General features: G+C 52.9%; 20 protein-coding genes and 2 pseudogenes. 9 read left to right on the forward strand and 13 right to left on the reverse strand.

Annotated features, from left to right (window positions below):
* The 6 genes from PFH44_RS16145 to PFH44_RS16170 all read right to left on the reverse strand — a co-directional run.
* On the reverse strand, positions 1–1076 hold a 1076-nt coding region (locus PFH44_RS16145), incomplete at its 3' end, for an ABC transporter permease (RefSeq protein ID WP_283825519.1).
* Positions 1077–1294: 218 nt separating this feature from the next.
* Positions 1295–2587 carry a histidine-type phosphatase gene (locus PFH44_RS16150; protein WP_283825520.1) on the reverse strand — a complete coding sequence of 431 codons (1293 nt, stop codon included), beginning with the start codon at positions 2585–2587 and terminating at the stop codon, positions 1295–1297.
* 18 nt (positions 2588–2605) lie between these two features.
* Positions 2606–3301 carry an oligogalacturonate-specific porin KdgM family protein gene (locus tag PFH44_RS16155; RefSeq protein ID WP_283825521.1) on the reverse strand — a complete coding sequence of 232 codons (696 nt, stop codon included), beginning with the start codon at positions 3299–3301 and terminating at the stop codon, positions 2606–2608.
* A 658-nt stretch (positions 3302–3959) separates the two neighbouring features.
* Entirely contained in the window at positions 3960–4424 is a 465-nt protein-coding gene (locus tag PFH44_RS16160) for a hypothetical protein (protein WP_283825522.1), read from the reverse strand.
* Between the two features lie 25 nt (positions 4425–4449).
* Entirely contained in the window at positions 4450–4911 is a 462-nt protein-coding gene (locus tag PFH44_RS16165; RefSeq protein ID WP_283825523.1) for a DUF2569 family protein, read from the reverse strand.
* Between the two features lie 136 nt (positions 4912–5047).
* Positions 5048–5476, reverse strand: coding sequence for a MerR family transcriptional regulator (locus PFH44_RS16170; protein ID WP_045858272.1), 429 nt, complete (start codon positions 5474–5476; stop codon positions 5048–5050).
* A 104-nt stretch (positions 5477–5580) separates the two neighbouring features.
* On the opposite strand from PFH44_RS16170, the gene PFH44_RS16175 reads away from it, so the two are divergent.
* A complete protein-coding gene (locus PFH44_RS16175; RefSeq protein ID WP_283825524.1) occupies positions 5581–6534 on the forward strand; it encodes an NAD-dependent epimerase/dehydratase family protein in 954 nt (317 codons plus the stop codon).
* A gap of 102 nt (positions 6535–6636) precedes the next feature.
* Here PFH44_RS16175 and gap read toward each other — a convergent pair whose 3' ends face one another.
* Complete coding sequence (gene gap, locus PFH44_RS16180) at positions 6637–7647, reverse strand: type I glyceraldehyde-3-phosphate dehydrogenase (RefSeq protein ID WP_283825525.1); 1011 nt, start codon at positions 7645–7647, stop codon at positions 6637–6639.
* 78 nt (positions 7648–7725) lie between these two features.
* The gene (locus PFH44_RS16185; RefSeq protein WP_283825526.1) at positions 7726–8706 is read right to left on the reverse strand and encodes a GlxA family transcriptional regulator; all 981 of its coding nucleotides are present in this window, start codon (positions 8704–8706) and stop codon (positions 7726–7728) included.
* A gap of 58 nt (positions 8707–8764) precedes the next feature.
* Here PFH44_RS16185 and PFH44_RS16190 point away from each other — a divergent pair.
* Positions 8765–9010: pseudogene (locus PFH44_RS16190) on the forward strand (LysR substrate-binding domain-containing protein); the annotation flags it as partial.
* A gap of 114 nt (positions 9011–9124) precedes the next feature.
* Here PFH44_RS16190 and PFH44_RS16195 read toward each other — a convergent pair.
* Both PFH44_RS16195 and PFH44_RS16200 read right to left on the reverse strand, forming a co-directional pair.
* Complete coding sequence (locus PFH44_RS16195) at positions 9125–9634, reverse strand: glutathione peroxidase (RefSeq protein WP_283825527.1); 510 nt, start codon at positions 9632–9634, stop codon at positions 9125–9127.
* A gap of 234 nt (positions 9635–9868) precedes the next feature.
* The gene (locus PFH44_RS16200; protein ID WP_283825528.1) at positions 9869–10801 is read right to left on the reverse strand and encodes a LysR family transcriptional regulator; all 933 of its coding nucleotides are present in this window, start codon (positions 10799–10801) and stop codon (positions 9869–9871) included.
* A gap of 103 nt (positions 10802–10904) precedes the next feature.
* Here PFH44_RS16200 and PFH44_RS16205 point away from each other — a divergent pair, with 103 nt between their 5' ends.
* The 3 genes from PFH44_RS16205 (at position 10905) to PFH44_RS16215 (ending at position 13545) form a co-directional block, all read left to right on the forward strand.
* Positions 10905–12104: an MFS transporter gene (locus PFH44_RS16205; RefSeq protein WP_283825529.1), complete on the forward strand. Its 1200-nt coding sequence runs from the start codon at positions 10905–10907 to the stop codon at positions 12102–12104.
* 299 nt (positions 12105–12403) lie between these two features.
* Entirely contained in the window at positions 12404–12976 is a 573-nt protein-coding gene (locus PFH44_RS16210; protein WP_045858263.1) for a cytochrome b, read from the forward strand.
* On the forward strand, positions 12973–13545 hold the full coding sequence (locus PFH44_RS16215; protein ID WP_041145653.1) for a YceI family protein: 573 nt from the start codon (positions 12973–12975) through the stop codon (positions 13543–13545). Before PFH44_RS16210 ends, PFH44_RS16215 begins: the two co-directional genes overlap by 4 nt.
* A 196-nt stretch (positions 13546–13741) precedes the next feature.
* On the opposite strand, the gene mgtS is transcribed toward PFH44_RS16215, so the two are convergent.
* From mgtS to ftrA, 3 genes are all read right to left on the reverse strand, one after another.
* On the reverse strand, positions 13742–13837 hold the full coding sequence (mgtS, locus tag PFH44_RS16220; RefSeq protein ID WP_004102377.1) for a protein MgtS: 96 nt from the start codon (positions 13835–13837) through the stop codon (positions 13742–13744).
* A gap of 171 nt (positions 13838–14008) precedes the next feature.
* Positions 14009–14224, reverse strand: a complete 216-nt coding sequence (locus tag PFH44_RS16225) for a DUF4177 domain-containing protein (RefSeq protein ID WP_283825530.1) — start codon at positions 14222–14224, stop codon at positions 14009–14011.
* 53 nt (positions 14225–14277) lie between these two features.
* Positions 14278–15291, reverse strand: coding sequence for a transcriptional regulator FtrA (gene ftrA / locus PFH44_RS16230; RefSeq protein ID WP_283825531.1), 1014 nt, complete (start codon positions 15289–15291; stop codon positions 14278–14280).
* Positions 15292–15359: 68 nt separating this feature from the next.
* Between ftrA and PFH44_RS16235 the strand changes: the two genes are divergently transcribed.
* The 4 genes and pseudogenes from PFH44_RS16235 to PFH44_RS16250 all read left to right on the forward strand — a co-directional run.
* Positions 15360–15752, forward strand: a complete 393-nt coding sequence (locus PFH44_RS16235) for a rhodanese-like domain-containing protein (protein WP_283825532.1) — start codon at positions 15360–15362, stop codon at positions 15750–15752.
* A 195-nt stretch (positions 15753–15947) separates the two neighbouring features.
* Positions 15948–17051, forward strand: coding sequence for a cobalamin-independent methionine synthase II family protein (locus PFH44_RS16240; protein WP_283825533.1), 1104 nt, complete (start codon positions 15948–15950; stop codon positions 17049–17051).
* A gap of 174 nt (positions 17052–17225) precedes the next feature.
* Positions 17226–18497 carry an urea ABC transporter substrate-binding protein gene (urtA, locus tag PFH44_RS16245; RefSeq protein WP_045858254.1) on the forward strand — a complete coding sequence of 424 codons (1272 nt, stop codon included), beginning with the start codon at positions 17226–17228 and terminating at the stop codon, positions 18495–18497.
* Between the two features lie 98 nt (positions 18498–18595).
* A pseudogene (locus tag PFH44_RS16250) lies at positions 18596–18853 on the forward strand (urea ABC transporter permease subunit UrtB); the annotation flags it as partial.
* Positions 18854–18887 lie beyond the last annotated feature (34 nt).

Below are 18887 nucleotides of genomic sequence, written 5' to 3' on the forward strand. Positions count from 1 at the left end.
GTCATTATCGTTGACAGGAACAGGGTCAGAAGCGGAATCGCCACGCCCAGCAGGACGAACAGCAGCGGCAGCCCGGCAGCGGCGATGCGCCAGTGTCCCAGGCTGCGGCGGCGCTCCATGGTGCCCTTGCCGCCCACCGTAACGAAACGACGGGCCTCGCGCAGCATTTTCATATCCAGCATCAGGGTCAGCATCCCCATCAGCATAATCACCGTGGCGATCACCGCTGCCACGCCCGACTGCCGGGTGCCAATCGCCCGGTACAATCCTGTGGACAGCGTATCGAAATGCACCGGCAGGCCGAGAATATAGGGCAGGGCGAACTCGCCGATGCAGTCGGCGAAAATCAGCAGGGCGGCGGAGAGCAGCGCCGGACGAACCAGAGGGATAATAATTTTAAAGGCGATAACGTTACGTGAAGCGCCAAGTACCTGGGCACACTCTTCCATCTGGCTATCCATGCGTTTCAGGGCGTTGCCGACGATCAGAATAACCAGCGGCGTGTAATGGAGGATCATAATGACGACGATCGGGAAGTAGCCATAGGCCATCCAGTCCGGGGTCTGCACGCCCATCGCCTCCAGCCATCCCGGCTGCCCTCCGATGGCGTGGTTTTTGAAGATGGTGCTCCACGCCAGCGCGAAGGTCCAGGAGGGTAGCATAAACGGCACGATCAGCAGGGTTGAGAACCCTTTTCTGCCGGCGATATCGGTACGATTGATGAGCCACGCCAGAGCGATGCCGATGGCCAGCGCGCCGGTCACGGTAGTCAGGGCGATGGTCAGAGTGTTGAGCAGCGGCGTCCAGAGCAGCAGGTCGGACATGCGTGAAGTCAGAGTGCGCAGCAGATACCAGGAGGTCAGCGCGCCTTCCGCTGTCCCGGTACGGCCCTCATCGCCGCTTTGCACCAGGACCGCGTTTAGCAGCACGGAAACAACGGGCGCCAGGATTATCCAACTGAACAAAACCAGCAGCAGTACGGCCAGCAGATTGGCGGGCTCCTGGCTGACGACCGACAGTTTGTGGCGGAGTTGAGGCCATGCGGTATGGCGGCGAGCTTCGGGTTGGTAAGCCACGGGGTTATCCCTTGCAGTGAAAGACAGAGTGGAATATATCGGCGAAATGTTACAGTTTTGCGAATTTCTTGCACCTATGTGCAAATATTTTCGCGTTTATTTTATCCCCCCGAACGTGACGGGGGGATTGAGTGCTTCAGACATTTTCCCGTGCTATCCGCGGAATTTACGGCTGTCGTCAGGAGGCGGGAGAATGCATTTTTCAGGTGAATTGCGCGTTACTGGAATACGGCTAAATCCTTGCCGTCATCGACCAGGTTTTTCTCTGCCAGCTGGATGAATTTATTCAGCGGGCACAGCTCACCAATAGCGCTTTCATGACATTCGGGCGATTTAAATTCGGCTGTCGGCAGCGGATTCTGCGCGTTCAATGGCGAAAGTTGACGCCACTGATCTAATGTTCTGGCGCTAAAGGTAAGGTGAACCATTTTTTCACCGGTCTGTTTATCAAGGTAACGTGCCATAATCAGACTGCCTCCCGGTGGAATATCATTGCGAGGGTAAACCGATAGCTGCCAGTTAAATCCGAGCATGGTTTGAATTTGTGAAATATTGCTGTCATGGCCGACCAAAATAACCAGCGGGCTTTTCAGTTCGGTACTTTTTGAACCTTCTTTATTATCAGACAAGGCTCCAATTAGCTGGCGCATTAACAGCGAGCCACCGTGGCTGGCATATTCCGGGGTGTTGCTGACCAGATTGTATTTTTCCGCATGCAGGGCCATTAAATTACTCACCTCTTGCGCATTTTTCGCATGCCCGAATGCTACCTGAGATAGTGGCAGGTTTTCGCTATATTGCAGACGAATAGTTTCGCCAATCGAAGAGCCTTTTGATACCGGGCCGCTTAATTTCGCTTTACCTTTGTCATTTATTTTAACGACCCACTCTTTATCCAAAAATTCGCAGCTTTTACCGTCTTCAGCGCATACCGCGCGGCGTAAATCCGCCACCGCTTTTGCGTGCGTTTTTTGCGCCTGTTGCGAAGAACCGGTTCTTTCTCTTACCTGCTGATAGACGAGCTGTTCATTCGGTTTGGCTATACCCATTTCAATGGTATCAAATAATGGATCGAACTTATTCGCCGAGACGTGAGCGACCATTCCGCAGCCGGGGAACATCCCGTCAAGCAGCGCTGCTCCGGTCGCTTTAGTTCGCTGATCCGGTGCCGCCCAGAGCCATACTTTTCCCGATTTCGGGCAGGCCGAGCCGGCGCCGACCGGCAGGCCGCGAGATTGCCATTCAGCCAGCTGATAAGCGCCCTGCGTCAACATTCCCGCATAGCCATGGCCGGTTAAAAAACCGTCCGGTACGTTCCATTCAGGCCATTTTTTCCCGGTGGCTTCCTCCTGGCTGGCGGTATCCGTTTGCGGGCGAACGCCGTGTCGGCTAAGCATCACCACCTTTTCCAGCGTGTAGCGAGCGCTATCCGTTGATGCGGCGTAGGAGGCGGGAATTAGGCTGAGAGTTATGCTCGCCAGCAGCAGATTCAAGGTCAGTAACTTTTCCATTTTGGCTCCTGGTGATGATTAAAATTTGTAGTTCATGCCGACGATATATTCTGTCTGCCGTTCGGACGAGCTTTTCGATACAGCCTCGTTTTTTACCCCAATATAGGGTGAGAAATGTTTGGTAAGCTGATAGCCAACCTCCACTTCATGCTCGGTATTATAGCGTTTTTTATTATATAAATTCTCATTGCCATGATACCAGGTGAGCGTATAGCCGAGATCGAATTTGCCAATTTTTTGCGATATTTTGCCTTCAATACGGTCAACGCGCTTGGTTGGTTTCTCATCCCGAACGCTTATTTCTTTACGGTAGCGAAGAGACAGCTTTGTTTTATCAAACAGGCGATACTTAAATTTAATCGACGGTTTGTATTTTTCCTCATCGTCTTTAATGGTGAAAGACATGCCAGGTTCAATACTGAACCGATCGGTAATGTCCTGACTATAGTTAATTTTTAATTCTTTTTCGCTAAGCTTTCTTTTGTCGAAGAAGTTACCCGCATCGCCGTTAGCCTCCTCAACAGGGTGGAATTTAAGCTTGGTACCAATCCCGATACCTGATTCGAAATCATGAGATATTTCAAGTTCGTCCGTGTGCTCTTTGGAAATATCCTCATATTTATGTTCGTAGTTTAACTCCAGGGCAAGCGTGGAGTGTGATGTTAAAATGAATCCTGCGCCTGCCATAACAGGTAATATAAGTTTATTAAACATGACGTTTCTTTTTTTAGTTAACCAAGGAAGCCCGAAATTTACGGGTGGTATGTTTCATTTAAATTTCAGTTTTAATTAACTTTTGTGACTGCAATTATTTTTATAAGCACTTTTGATATTTACCATACAAAAAATTAGATGATGATATTTACAAGGTATTTGCAGATGGTGAAATATATTGCACACCATCAACCATCATCAGAGCAGCAGAAGATTGTGACAGACGAAAAATTTGCAAAAAAATGGGCCATCGCCCTTTTTTTCTTCCCGTGTGGTAGACGAATTAGCCAAAGCCCATGCGATAAATGCTCTTAACCTGGTCGTCTGATGTTTGTGAGGTGGGTAGATGATATTCATCTCAACCGGGGTCTGGACCATTCTGGCACGACGAATTTCAGTTCGTCGTTGGTTAAAAATGGCGCCATGAACGTTCTGAAGTGCTGGCTGATGTCCGGTCTGGCCCTCAACGCTTGCGTCATGAAGCACGCCAGCGCGTATGGCGCAACCGACGCCTTCTACTGACATTGCCACGTGGGGATTAGCGGGGAGCAGGATTTTTTATCTATCAAATTCGCCAACATATTGATAGCTGCTGATTAAATTAATTAGTTGAGCTGAAAGGGAAAGTCGCAACTTTCCCTTTTCCTGTAAATTATTTTCAATATGTCGTTCTGGCTAGCTCAATGAAAAGTAACAGTCCAGCTGTAATTATTATGATAAGGGCCAGGCGACGACAAGGCATCCATTGCTTATATTCTCTGGCGTCGGCTTCACGAATCAGTTTTTCTACGTCTGTTTCCTCTTTTCCGTGTTTTTCTCTTTCCAGTATGTGGCGATAATGTTTCCTCATACCATAAACAGTGAACTGGAACCAGATAAGCATGGCGGGATAGACAACAACGACCGTTCTTACTATATCTCTCGGAAATGAGTTTGTCCCCGGCAGAAAATAATCATAAGCCCTAAAGAAAAACACAATATAAAGAAATGCTATGCCAGCTCCGACCCAATATTCGCTGTGGGTAGATATGGCGCTGTATGCATCTTTAAAATTTTTCCTTCTCAAATTTCGCGGAAGTTCCGCTAGCTCCGGGATGCTTTTTTTTGTCCAGTAAATCTTCATCTGAATGTCCTGGCTATCATTGATGTTAGTTTGTGAAAATCGCTTTTGCTCTTTCTGATAAGTAAGCGTACAAGATAAACGAGATGAAAATAATCATATCAATCAATAGGTTGTCAATATATCCAGCGGCGATGATATCGACTCCAATATCTACCACGTAAATGCCATACAGATAGCTTGCGGCAGAAATTAATATATAAATGGAGTAAATGTAAAGGAGGAGTTTTTTAGTTATTATTTTTCTTTTAAAGAAAGCATAAAGGAAAAAAAGACATAAAACAGAGAGGATAAGAAGAGCAACAAAAGAAATTATGAAGTATCCCCTTACCTGAGAGTCATCATCCAGTGACGCGTATATAGTAAAATACGTATACATTAGATCTATTCTTGTTATTAATATGTAGCAAACCGATAACATTATAACAAGCAGGATCGGGCCAAACCTGGGCTCTTTTGGTGTTTTTACAGCTGTATTTTTTTCTTGCATAAAGCATCCTTGTTATTTCAGTGTTCCTGCTAACTCGTTTTTTTATTTCATTTTGTAGGTGAAAACAGGTCGTAAAAATCAGGCCTGGTTAATGAACTCTTCGCCCAGAACCCGGCCAGGCGCAGCGTCTGTCAGATTACTTAATGGAATGAAGGACCGGTGCATCGACCTGCATTAGCCCCATAACCCGCAGCATATTTTCCTGGCACGAAATACCCTCTGGCCTGTTTTCGATGCCGGTGATTAAACTCAGTATCATGGCCTGATTATCCCTGAGCTGCTGCTGCAGAAGTCGGATCTCATCAACCTTTGATTCAAGAGAAGCCACTAATCCTTCATGGTTCCAGGTTCCTTTTCCCTGAGGTAATACCTGTCGAATTTGCTCAAGCGTGAAGCCAAATTTCTGTGCCCGGTCAATGAGCATGAGTATCAGTGCGGTCTCAGGCGGATAATGGCGATAACCATTATTCTGGCGGGGAGGGGCGCCGATCAGGCCTTCCGCCTCGTAATAGCGGATGCGGGAAGGCGTAAGCCCCGTCGTTTTTGCCAGATCGCCTATCTTCATTTCATCTCCGGAGAGTCTCTTGACATTAAAGTTAACTTTAAACTTATACTTCAAAAAAAGTCAATCCCGGGACATCCGTCCAAAACTGTAGAAGAGGAAATGAAATGCAAACGATTCTGGGAGCAAGCGGACAGATTGCCCGGGAACTGGCCCGCGAGTTAACGCATTCCTTCAACGCTGAACTGAGGCTTGTTAGCCGCAATCCGCATAAGGTCACTCACGGTGATACCCTTATGTCAGCTGATTTACTTGACGACAGTCAGACGCTGGAAGCGGTAAAAGGAAGCCGGATTGTGTATTTCGCGGCAGGCTTGCCGCCGGATTCCTCTCTCTGGGAGCAGCAGTTTCCGGTAATGCTGCAGAATGCGCTGAATGCTGCCCGGCAGGCAGGGGCTCATTTTGTCTATTTTGACAATACCTATATGTACCCTCAGGACAGCAGGCTGCAGACGGAAGACTCGCCGTTCCAGCCATTGGGGCGAAAAGGGCGTGTCCGGGCTATGATGGTGAACATGGTGCTGGAGGAGATGCAGCGGGGTGATATCCCCGTACTCATTGGCCGCGCCCCTGAATTTTATGGGCCCGGGAAAACCCAGAGTTTTACCAATGCCCTGGTTTTAGACAGACTTAAAGCTGGGAAAAAACCACTCGTCCCATTGCGTGATGACACATTACGCACGCTCATCTGGACCCCCGATGCCAGTCGGGCCTTAGCGCTGCTGGGTAACACGCCAGATGCCTACGGTCAGACATGGCATCTGCCCTGTTGTGAAGAACGACTCACCTATGCGCAGTTTGTTTCTCTGGCGTGCAGTGTCTTTGGAAAAGAACCGTCATGGTCAGTTCTCGGAAAATTCGCCTTATACATAGCGGGGATGTTTTCTAAAGGGCCACGTGAACTGCGGGAACTCCTGCCGCGCTATGAGGCGGATAATCTTTTTGACTCTTCAAAATTTAAGATGCATTTCCCGGACTTTCGCATAACAACTTACCGCCAGGGGCTGGAAAGTATATTCGCTGAAGGGAAAGCCGCGTCCGCGTTAAAGAAAGACAGTTAATCGTTATGGCGGGTTGTGAATCGCCATGCGGCTACTCGCTCGCGACAGAGATAAAAAATCCACGCCAGGCGTGGATTTTAGAGGAAGTGGGAGAGCAGGGGGTTAGCGTTCACGCCTTGCCATCAGCAGCGCCAGGTCGACGAGGCGATTAGAGAATCCCCATTCATTGTCGTACCACGCCAGAATTTTGACCATATTGCCGCCAATCACCAGCGTTGACAGACCGTCGATAATGGAAGAACGCGGATCACCCTGGTAGTCGCTTGAGACGAGGGGTTCATCGCTGTAGCCGAGGATCCCTTTCAGCGGTCCCGCCGCGGCGGCTTCACGAAACGCATTATTGACCTCTTCTGCCGTTACGTCCCGCTCAAGCGTTACGGTCAGGTCGACAATGGAGACCACCGGCACCGGTACGCGCAGCGAGTAGCCGGTTAAGCGGCCATCCAGCTCGGGAATGACTTTGCCAAGCGCCTTCGCGGCACCGCTGGAGTAAGGCACAATCGACAGTGCCGCGGCGCGGGCACCGCGAAGGTCTTTTTCCGGCTGATCGTGCAGCGCCTGGCTGTTGGTGTAGGCGTGGGTGGTATTCATCAGGCCATGCTTGATACCGAAATGCTGGTGCAGAACCTGCGCAGCAGGCGCCAGACCGTTGGTGGTGCAGCTGCCGTTGCTGACCACGTAGTGCTTATCCGGGGAGTAGAGGCCGTCGTTAACGCCCATCACGATGGTTAAATCATCGTTTTTACCGGGGGCGGAGATAATCACCCGCTTTGCGCCGCCGCTATGGATATGCACCGCCGCCTTGTCGCGATCGGTGAAGAAGCCGGTGGCTTCAATGACGATATCAACCTCGCTCTGACGCCACGGGATATTGGCCGGGTCGCGTTCGCTGAACACGGTGATGGGTTTACCGTCAACCACCAGCTGCCCCTCGCCGGCGGTGACCTCGGCGTCGAGCTTGCCGAGCAGCGAGTCGTATTTCAGCAGATGCGCCAGCGTTTTACTGTCTGTCAGATCGTTGATTGCCACAATCTGAATATCCGGATTACCCAGCGCGGCACGCAGTACGTTGCGTCCAATACGGCCAAAACCGTTAATACCGACCTTTACCATGATCAACTCCTTATCTGTTGTCTCTGAAGGTAATGTAGGCCGGTCACCGATTGGCGTAAATGACAAAAAAGGATCACTTTACGCCATTTTACGGCAGTGAAAGCGCTGGCGATATTCACCCGGCGTCAGGTGAAGCTGTTTTTCAAATAGCCGTCGCAGGTTAATGCTGCTGCCAAATCCGCATTGTTCGGCGATACGATCCAGCGTCTCGTTGGTCTGCTCCAGACGCTGCCGGGCAGCGGCCAGGCGGGCCTCGGCGACGTAGCGCGCCGGCGATGCGCCGGTTTCCCGGGTAAACACGCGGGTGAAGTTACGCGGGCTCATGGCGACTCTTGCCGCCAGCTTTTCCACGCTGAGGTCGGCGGTGAGGTTCTCGAGAAGCCAGGCCAGCAGATTGTTAACCGGGCCCAGGGTGCTGGTCTGCTGAAGGTTGTAGCGGCTAAACTGCAGCTGGCCTCCGGGACGTCGCAGGTACATGACGAAGTCCTGGGCGATGTCGCGGGCGAGGCTGAAGCCGTAGTCCTCCTCAACCAGCGCCAGGGTAAGGTCAAAGCCGGAACTGACCCCGCCTGATGTCCAGATGTGTTCGTCCTGAACGTACAGCGGACCGCCTTCGACGTGCACCCGAGGGAATTCTGCCTGCAGGGTTTCCAGTAGCTTCCAGTGAGTGGTGGCTCGTCTGCCGTCCAGCAGCCCGCTTTGCGCCAGCAGCATCGCCCCGCCGCAAATGGAGGCAATGCGGCGAGCATGAGGTGCGGCAAGGCGCAGCCAGTCGACCACCGCAATTCCTTCCTGCGGGTTTTGACCCCTGCCGGTGATAATGATGGTATCGAGAGGCTCGCGAGGGTCTATCTCATGCAGGCGATGATCCGCCAGTAGATTTAAACCCGACTGACCATGGATAACCTGATGTGGTTGGGTTGTCGCCAGCTGAACCTGGTAACAGGCGTCCGTAGCGCCTTGCGGATGCAGGCGGTTGGCCTGCATCAGAATGTCGGCAATACCGGCGGATTCAAACAGCATGCCGCCATCGGGGACAATAATGAGTATCTTCTTCATGTCCTGAAAAGTAATCCTTTTACAGAATAAGTCAACAGAACATATTGAGCTGATACCGCCCGATAGTACATTAGCCTCTATCAATATTGAAGCCGTTATCGGCACAAGCACGGCGGGAATGGGCATAAGTTACGTACCTGATTTTGTCGTTCGCGACGCGCTGGAGAAGGGGGATTTGAGAGAAGTTTTACCGGGTTCGTACGTCAGGCAGGGCACTTTTGTGCACTTATGGGCCGCCAGACGCCACCTCTCTTCAGGAATACGCCGCTTTGTCGATTGCCTCGCCGAAAACTGGATGAAGTAATCCCGTTTACAACCGCTCTGTGCGTATCGTTAAGCCAATTTCTCAGGCTGGCATGACGGGCAGCGTTGAGCCAGGAGCAGGCATTATCGATCGAAGGAAAGAACCGCCTGCCTTTCATTCATGCCCTGAGCTGGAATCCATTGAAATTTCAAGTGCAGCAAGGATTGCGGCTTCCATTTTCTCTGGGGTGGTGAACGGAGCAAAACGCCTGAGCGGTTTACCGTCGCGTCCAATCAGGAACTTAGTGAAGTTCCACTTGATCCGCTTCCCCAGCACGCCCGGCAATTGGTCTTTCAGGTAACGAAACACCGGATGCGATGCGGCGCCGTTGACCTCCACTTTCTCAAACATTGGGAAGCTCACGCCGTAGTTGATGTGACATGTCTGCGCTATTTCGTCAGCGCCGCCGGGTTCCTGCTTACCGAATTGGTTGCAGGGGAAACCAAGCACCACCAGACCCCGGGCGGCGTACTTCCTGTAGAGCGCTTCAAGGCCAGCGTATTGTGGCGTAAAGCCGCAATGGCTGGCGGTATTCACCACCAGAATCAGCTTGCCAGCATAGTCGGCCATAGAGATGCGCTGGCCGCGCAGGCTGGTGGCAGTCAGTTGATAAAAGGGGGTCATGGCGAAATTCCTCATAGCCGCAGCCATTCGACGTCGACGCTGCCAGGTAGCGCATGGCTGCAGGGGCGCGCGGCGCGGATCGCGGTGAATAGAGCCTGATTAAAACGCTATTATACGAACAATATATGCTTCTGGCATCAGGCAGCCACACGCGACGACCTGGGACGGCTTTGAGCGAGGAGCGGAGGTTGTGCGTTGAGGCGAGTTTTATTATGCCGGCCGGACTCTCTGCGGCTACTCCACGCTGCCCTGTGTTGCGACGGATATATTGCTCAACTGCTGATGCATAAAATCAATTAGCGCTCTTGTTTTAGCGGGCAGATAGCGCCTGTCTGAATAAATGGCGAACAGCTGCAGCGGAGCTACCGATTGTTCAAACTTAATCTCGATTAGCCGACCATCGCTAATATAGGGCTGGCAGGCTTGTTTAGAGAGAATGGCAAAACCGACACCTGAGACCGCGGCACGTCCTGCCATCTCTCCGCTGTTTACCCGATAATGACCTCTGACCTTAATGGTTTCGAATCCCCCCTTTTTATTGACGAACTGCCAGGGCGCGCCTTTCAGCGCACTTACCGTTGTAATACAGGGCAATTCTTCAAATTGCTGTATACGAGAAGGGATGCCATACCGCTGAATGAGGCTGGGGGCTGCAACGATGGTGCAGGGGATCGTCAGCAGATGACGGGCGATGTAGTCACAGTCATCCATCTGACCGCGGCTGACAATGACCGCTAAATCCAGATCCTCGCGCAGGGATTCGAAGCCTGACAAATTGGTGACGCAGCTGATCTCCAGCTCCGGGTGCTGACAGGCGAAATCGGCAACAACAGAACCCAGCAGCGCAGGCCCTATTTCATTGGGAATGCAGATACGTAATGGGCCCTTGAGCTGCATTTGTCGCATCGTTAATTCTGTCTCAGTTTGCTCAAGCGCCTCCAGTAATGGCTTCGCTCGGGTATAGAGTAGGTGCCCCGCCTGGGTGAGTTTCATATGCCGGGTGCTGCGCTCAATGAGCTGAAGATTCAGTTTGTCTTCTAACTGAGAAATACAACGACTCACGTTTGAGGTCGGCATTTCAAGGGCCTTCGATGCCCCCACAAAACTTTCTCTTTCAACCACGGCAATGAACACTTTCAGGGTATTAAAATCAAGAGCCGAACGCATCAACTATCCCATATATGATAATAATGAGTGCCACTTTTACCATCTAATGAATATTTTTGATAGGGGTTAAACTCGGGTCTCCTTCATCCACAGGTTGCTTGCTATGCCACCGATCGCACCGACGTTTAATCATAAGGCCCTCATGCGGATAGCCGCTGTAATGGCTTTTATCCAGTTCGCTAATGCGCTGGAATATATGATCTTCAACCCTATTTTTGCTTTTATGGCAGCCGATTTCGCCGTTCCCGTCTCCTTCTCAGGCTACGTATCCGGTATGTACACCGCGGGTGCCGTCCTGTCGGGAATTATCGCCTTTTACCGGATTGGTCGTTTCAATAAAAAACGTTTTTTAATTGCCAATATGGCGCTGTTAGGCCTGCTGACATTTTTGACTACCTTCACCGCCAGTTTTAGTCTTCTGCTGACGCTACGATTCTGCGCAGGATTAGTGGGAGGTACGACAATGGGCGTGGGGATAAGTATATTGATAAACAACGCCCCGACGCATTTGCGCAGAAAGATGCTGGCGACGGTCATTGCGTCATTTTCGCTGGTAAGCATTGTAGGCATGCCCACGATATTATTTTTGTGCGCGCATTATGGCTGGCATATCGCTTTGTGGTTAATAAGTTCGCTTTGTTTGTTGGCATTGCCGCTGATTGTATTCATCATACCCCAGGACCCCGTCTCTTTCGACAGGCTCCCCGCACAGCCTCTCGATGCGGATACTTTACTGTTTGCCTCCAGTAATGCGCTTGTACAGTTTAGTCCCATGCTGGTTATTCCGGTTCTGGTACCCTTAATGACCCAGCGGCTGGGCGCTTCGCAAGACCTGTTGCCCTGGCTGTTCTTCGTCGGGGGTATGACAGGCTATCTGGCTACAAAAATTACCGGCGTGCTAACTTCCCGTTTTTCCGCTTTGACGCTGGCTAGCGGGTCAACCATCGTCTTTATACTGAGTTTGCTAATACCCATTCTCGGCTATAAGCATGCGGCGTTATTTATGACGTTATTTCTCGGTGCATCCTACAGTCGCCTGGTTTCATCTTCGGCGGTGGCAATTCAGTTTCCTGATGACGGGCAGCGCGCTGGATTCTCTTCATTACAGACATCAATAATGTATCTGATTACAACCGGCGCATTTTTCCTGTCCGCTTTGTTATTACCTGAGCATGGCATGGCGCCACAAAATATGAACAAGCTGCTGGTGATAGGTGCAATTTCCTCAGCAGGGTTGCCAATTATCGTTATCATTCTGCAAAAGAAACTGGCTAAACGGACTCTCCGGCCTGACCTCCTTTGAACGGCGCAAATTTTTATGTCTGTCCTCGCCGCAGTCTGGCTGTGAAACGCTCTCCGGGCTTAAACAAAGAAATGAATGTTTTCTTGAATTTATGTAAGCGTAATTTACGTAAATAAATAAAAGATTAAAAAGGAAGCATCTCCTTTAATTGTGTATGCGGAATATTTGTAGGAGAAACTTAGGTTTGAACAATAAATTTGAATGCCAATAAAAATTCACATTAAGGTTAACTTAATGATTGATTTATTAATTAAATGAAGTCATTTTGTGTTTTTTGTTACATGAAAGAGTCCGGGTAAATGCGTCTGATAAACTCACAATCAGCTTATGGTTTTATATCCATAACCCTGCACTGGCTCACGGCTGCGGTGGTGTATGGGATGTTCGCGCTCGGGCTGTGGATGGTGACGTTAGGATATTATGATACCTGGTACCATAAAGCTCCGGATATCCATAAAGGGATCGGTATCCTTTTGATGATGGGGCTAATCATCCGGGTGTTGTGGCGGTTTATATCCTCTGCACCTCAGCCGTTAAAAAGCTATTCAAAGATAACTCGCATAGGTGCCGGTTTCGTTCACGCGTTACTTTATCTGGCACTGTTCACGATTGTTATTAGCGGCTACCTCATATCCACAGCCGATGGCAAACCGATAACTGTCTTTGGCTGGTTTTCTGTACCCGCCTTCATATCCGACGCCGCGATACAGGCTGATACTGCGGGCGTAATACACCTGTGGGTTGCATGGGGCGTCGTGGTGGTATCCATTCTTCATGGCCTGATGGCAATTAAGCACCATTTTATTGATAAAGACGCAACGCTGCTCAGAATGCTGGGTAAATCGTCAATACACTCTGGAGTCAAAAAATGAAAAAACACCTGCTTGGACTTTCGCTGTTTACCGCTTTGTTCGTTTCAGGCTCAGCTTTAGCGGCGGATTATAAGATTGATAAAGAGGGCCAACATGCATTTGTAAACTTCAAAATAAAACATCTTGGCTATAGCTGGCTGTATGGGACATTTAAAGATTTTGATGGCACCTTTACCTATGACGAAAGTAACCCATCGGCCGATAAGGTTAACGTCAAAATTGCTACCGGCAGTCTGGATACCAATCATGCTGAACGTGATAAACATCTGAGAGGGGCCGATTTCCTCAATACGGGCAAGTTCCCTGAGGCGACGTTTGTATCGACGGCGGTCAAAAAGAGCGGTGAGAAGCTGGAGATTACCGGTGATTTGACGCTCAATGGAGTGACCCGGCCCGTTGTTCTGGATGCGAAACTTATTGGTCAGGGCGATGACCCTTGGGGCGGCAAGCGTGCCGGATTTGAGGCCACTGGCAGCATCCACCTCAAAGACTTCAATATTAAAAGCGACCTGGGCCCGGCCTCACAGGATGTCGAGCTTATTATCTCCGTAGAAGGCGTCCAGCAGTAATTGAATAAATCCCGGATGTAACAAGTCCGGGGTTGACTTCGTTATACCGGCACTCTTTCCCTGTAATACCTGCGTATCTATTTATTGTTCGTATTTTCAGGCAGGGACATTTTAAGACAATCAGCGTGATAAAGCAGAACGCCCCTTGATGCATTAGCAGCAAGGGGCGTTTAAGGGTGGGGATTATCGTCGTTCATCAGTCATCCCATTTGTGGCTTAGGTACGCGGCAAGAAAACCAAAGAACAGAATTGTTCCCAGAACTGCCATAAATACATGCATATTTCCCAGCATGAGTAACCTCCATCGAGTTTTTATTTGCGCTAAGGTTGTCCTTATTGAACAGGGTGTACGGTTGTTGAAGCTATAGTAGCCCGCGCAACTTCAACCGGATGTTAACAAAAGGTATTATTTTAGATCTTAATAATGACGCCCGCAGCGGAAGCGGGCGGGCGAAGAGGGGGATCAGAGGGCGCGTTCAAGTACGAAAAGATAGGCTTCCCGTGACCAGAAAAAGCCGGTGCGGCGCCTTTCCACGGACATCGTTTTCACTTCCCAGCCCTGCATGGTGTATTCATTCAGGAAGCGGCTCATCTTATCGGGGTCGGCTTTAGCCTCGCCGAAAAACATACTTCCCAGTATCCCTTCCTTATAAAGCACCACGCGACACTCTTTTTTCATTGGAAGCCGCTCCTTGCGTTAGATAAACAAATTAAAGCTATTGTGCTCTGCCGCTACGGTTTTCCAACCGCGGGGGCAGAAAACTTCTTGCGATACTGTAACGGGCTGAGGGCAAACTGCTGGCGAAAATGATGGCGCAGGGCGCCGGCATTGGCAAAGCCGCAAAGCTCGGCGATCTTCTCCACGCTAAGCCGGGTGTCGCTGAGGTGCTGCGTGGCGCGCAGCAAACGCTCATCCAGCAGCCAGCGCGCCGGGGTTTTGCCGGTTGCCGCCTCAAAGCGGCGTAAAAAGGTCCGCGGGCTCATGCCGACGCGCTGCGCCAGCGAGGCGACGCTGTGGCTGACCGCCAGCTGCTGATGCAGAAAATCGAACAGCAGCCCCAGACGCTGGCTTTCCCGCGCCTTCGCCACCGGGCGGACAACCTGCTGGGCCTGAGCGCCGTCGCGGTGCGGGGAGATAACCAGTCTGCGGGCAACCATATTCGCCGCATCAATGCCGTAGTCTTCGCGCACCAGATGCAGACATAAATCAATCCCGGCGGCGCTGCCGGCCGATGTCATGACGTTTTCGTCGCCGACGTACAGCACGTCGTCGATGACCTCTATCTGCGGATAGCGCTGGCGCAGCTGGTCGGTATAGCGCCAGTGGGTGGTTGCCCGGCGTCCGTCGAGCAGGCCGGCGGCGGCAAGCACGAACACGCCGGAGCAAATCGAGATGATGCGACAGCCGCGGGCGCGAGCGGCAACCAGCGCCGCGCAGAGCGCTGCGGGAACCGGGGCATCAATTCCGCGCCAGCCGGGGACCACAATAGTCTCCGCGCTGCTGAGCAGATCCATGCCGCCATCGGCCATCAGCCGTATACCGCCGGTCGCGCGAAGCTCGCCGCTGTCGACGGCCGCTACCGCAAACTGATACCAGCCGGCGCCCATTTCCGGTCGCGGCAGGCCGAAGATCTCGACCGCCACGCCAAATTCAAAGGTACAGAGGCCGTCGTAGGCCAGCGCAACCACTCGGTTCGGTGACAACGTCACGGTGGAGGTTGGCATGATTTCAGCGTTTTCTGTCATGGTTGCCAGCGGATTAGAGAGCGAAGGTGTCATTAAATAAGTGGTATCACAGACAAGGAGAATACGCCATGAGTGTTGTTACCGAATTTACCCCTGCCGCACCCGCCGAAGCCGCCGCCTGGTTCGGCAAAAAGCTGGGTCTTGAAACAGATTGTGCTGACGTCCACCGGGCGATGAGCGAAGGAGAGGCCGATTTTGTCCTGCTGCACGTCGTCGGCAGCGCGGAAGCTTTTGCTCGCCGCCACCTTCCCGGAGCGCTACATATTCCGCACCGGCAGATTGATGCCGCCAGAATGAGCGAATGGCCGATGGAGACGCTGTTCGTGGTTTACTGCGCCGGCCCGCACTGCAACGGCGCGGACGTCGCGGCGCTGCGGCTGGCGCTGCTGGGTAGACCGGTGAAGATGATGATCGGCGGCCTGACCGGCTGGCAGGATGAAGGGCTGCCTTTCGCCGACTAAGCCGGGCGGCGGTCAGCCTCTGGAGAGTAGGCTGACCGCTGGATGAAAATATTTCATCAGCCATGAAATTTTCTCGTTTGCCGATCGGCATGCCGCGTGCCAGTATTTGGACATATAGCCATCCAGAAGTCTATAAATTCAAATAATGAACTATCACGGTGGGCAACTAAACCGGCCTGCCGCTAAGGAGACACCATGCAACGCTCACAGGCCCCGTTCCGCGCTGATATTGTCGGCAGCTTCCTCCGTCCAAACGCCATTAAGCTGGCGCGTCAGCAGTTTACCGAAGGTGCTATCGATGGCGTGCAGCTGCGCCGGGTGGAGGATGAAGCGATTCGCCAGCTGGTACAGCAGCAGTGCGACTGCGGCCTGCACGTGGTGACCGACGGGGAGTTTCGTCGCGCGTGGTGGCACTTTGATTTCTTTGACGGCCTGCAGGGCGTCGAGCGCTACGATTCGGACCACGGCATCCAGTTCAACGGCGTGCAAACCCGGGCGCACGGTATCCGGGTGACCGGCAAGCTGGCGTTTGGTGAACATCCGATGCTGGAAGACTTCCGCTTTCTGCAAAGCATCAGCGGCGACGCGCAGCCAAAAATGACCATTCCCAGCCCGAGCGTGCTGCATTTCCGCGGCGGACGCAAAGACATTGACGCCACCGTTTATCCGGACCTTGCCGACTATTTTGCCGACCTGGCGACCACCTGGCGCGACGCGATCCGCGCGTTCTATGACGCCGGCTGCCGCTATCTGCAGCTGGACGATACCGTCTGGGCCTACCTGTGCTCCGACGAACAGCGTCAGCAGGTGCGCGACCGTGGGGAAGACCCTGACGAACTGGCGCGGATCTATGCCCGGGTGCTCAACCAGGCCCTCGAAGGCAAGCCGGATGATTTAACCGTCGGTCTGCACGTCTGCCGGGGCAACTTCCGCTCCACCTGGATCTCCGAGGGCGGCTACGAGCCGGTCGCGGAGGTGCTGTTCGGCAGCGTCAATATCGATGCGTTCTTCCTGGAGTACGATAACGACCGCTCCGGCGACTTTGCGCCGCTGCGCTTTATCCGCCCGGGCCATCAGCAGGTGGTGCTGGGGCTGATTACCACCAAGAACGGCGAGCTGGAAAATCCTGAAGGGGTGAAGGCGCGGCTGGCGGAGGCGGCGCAGTACGTTTCGCTGCAGCAAATTTGCCTCAGCCCGCAGTGTGGCTTCGCCTCTACCGAAGAGGGGAATTCCCTGACCGAGTCCCAGCAGTGGGATAAAGTCCGCCTCGTCACCGGGCTCGCCGCCCAGGTCTGGTAACCTCTCTTCTTAGCGCAGCGTTGCACCGTTTTGAGGCAACGCTGCGCCTCTCTTTATACGCTCCCGCCGCGCGCCGCGCGTTCAGGTTGTTTTGCAACCTGGCATCGTTTTTGCCTTATCACTTCCGGTCAGTCGTTAATTCATTTTTTGTTTTTGCGATATTCAGGAGTGAACATGCAGCGTCGAACACTATTAAAAGCTTTTGCACTCTCCGCCTCTGTCATCAGCATGGGCTACACCTTCCCGGCTTTTGCCGCCGACACCATTAAGGTCGGCATTATGCATTCTCTCTCCGGGACGATGGCCATCTCCGAAACGCCGCTCAAAGACGTCGCGCTGATGGCGATCGACGATATTAACGCCAAAGGCGGCGTGCTGGGCAAAAAGCTCGAGCCGGTGGTGGTTGACCCGGCCTCAAACTGGCCGCTGTTTGCGGAAAAAGCCCGCCAGCTGCTGACTCAGGACAAAGTGGCGGCGGTCTTCGGCTGCTGGACCTCGGTATCGCGTAAATCGGTTCTGCCGGTCTTCGAGGAGCTCAACGGGCTGCTGTTCTACCCGGTACAGTACGAAGGCGAAGAGATGTCGCCGAACGTCTTCTATACCGGCGCGGCGCCAAACCAGCAGGCTATCCCGGCGGTGGAGTACCTGCTGAGCGAGGACGGCGGCGGGGCGAAACGCTTCTTCCTGCTGGGGACGGACTACGTCTATCCGCGCACCACCAACAAGATCCTGCGCGCCTTCCTGCACGCCAAAGGGATTCAGGATAAGGATATCGAAGAGGTCTACACCCCGTTTGGCTACAGCGATTACCAGACGATCGTCGCCAATATTAAGAAATTCTCTGCCGGCGGAAAAACCGCGGTGGTCTCGACCATCAACGGTGACTCCAACGTTCCGTTCTATAAAGAGCTGGCGAACCAGGGACTGAAGGCTACCGATGTCCCGGTGGTTGCCTTCTCGGTGGGGGAAGAGGAGCTGCGCGGCATCGATACCAAACCGCTGGTCGGCAACCTCGCGGCGTGGAACTACTTTGAGTCGGTCGACAACCCGACCAACAAGCAGTTCGTGGCCGACTACCGCGCCTATGCCAGGGCCCACAAGCTGCCGAACGCCGATACCGTGGTCACCAACGATCCGATGGAAGCCACCTGGGTTGGGCTGCACATGTGGGCTCAGGCGGTGACCAAGGCCGGCACGACCGATGTGGACAAGGTTCGCGCGGCGATGGCCGGGCAAACGTTCAAAGCGCCGTCCGGCTTTACCCTGACCATGGATGCCACCAACCATCATCTGCATAAGCCGGTGATGATCGGTGAAATCGAAGGCAACGGTCAGTTCAACGTCGTCTGGCAGACCGACGACGCGGTGCGCGCCCAGCCGTGGAGCCCGTGGATCGCCGGTAACGATAAGAAGCCCGACCATCCGGTAAAAACCGTCAGCAACTAAACGTCACTTAGCGACACCTTCCCGGGTTACGGCCCGGGCGGGTGGAACGTGCATTAACGAGCGTACGGGCGACCCGGAACGCGACAAGGAGAGCAATCATGAAGGCGCTGCGCATCATGGGTTACTACTTCGCGCTGCTGGTGATGATTTTGCCGTGGCGCGCGCAGGCGGCGGACGCGGATGATTTCGTGACGGCAAATCGCAGCCAGCAGGCGCGACTGCTCGAGCAGTGGGCCGCCGCTCCGCAGGCCCAGCGTCTGCCGCTGCTGCGCGCCTTAGCGGCGGAAACGCTGCAGGTTGATAGCAGCGGCCACGCCTTCAGCAACCAGCAGGCGCTGGGCGCGGCGGCGGAACCTTAAGGCACCCCCAACCCGGTACGGGCCACCACCC

Source organism: Klebsiella sp. Ech2A (assembly GCF_030078455.1).
GTDB classification, from domain to species: domain Bacteria; phylum Pseudomonadota; class Gammaproteobacteria; order Enterobacterales; family Enterobacteriaceae; genus Klebsiella; species Klebsiella terrigena.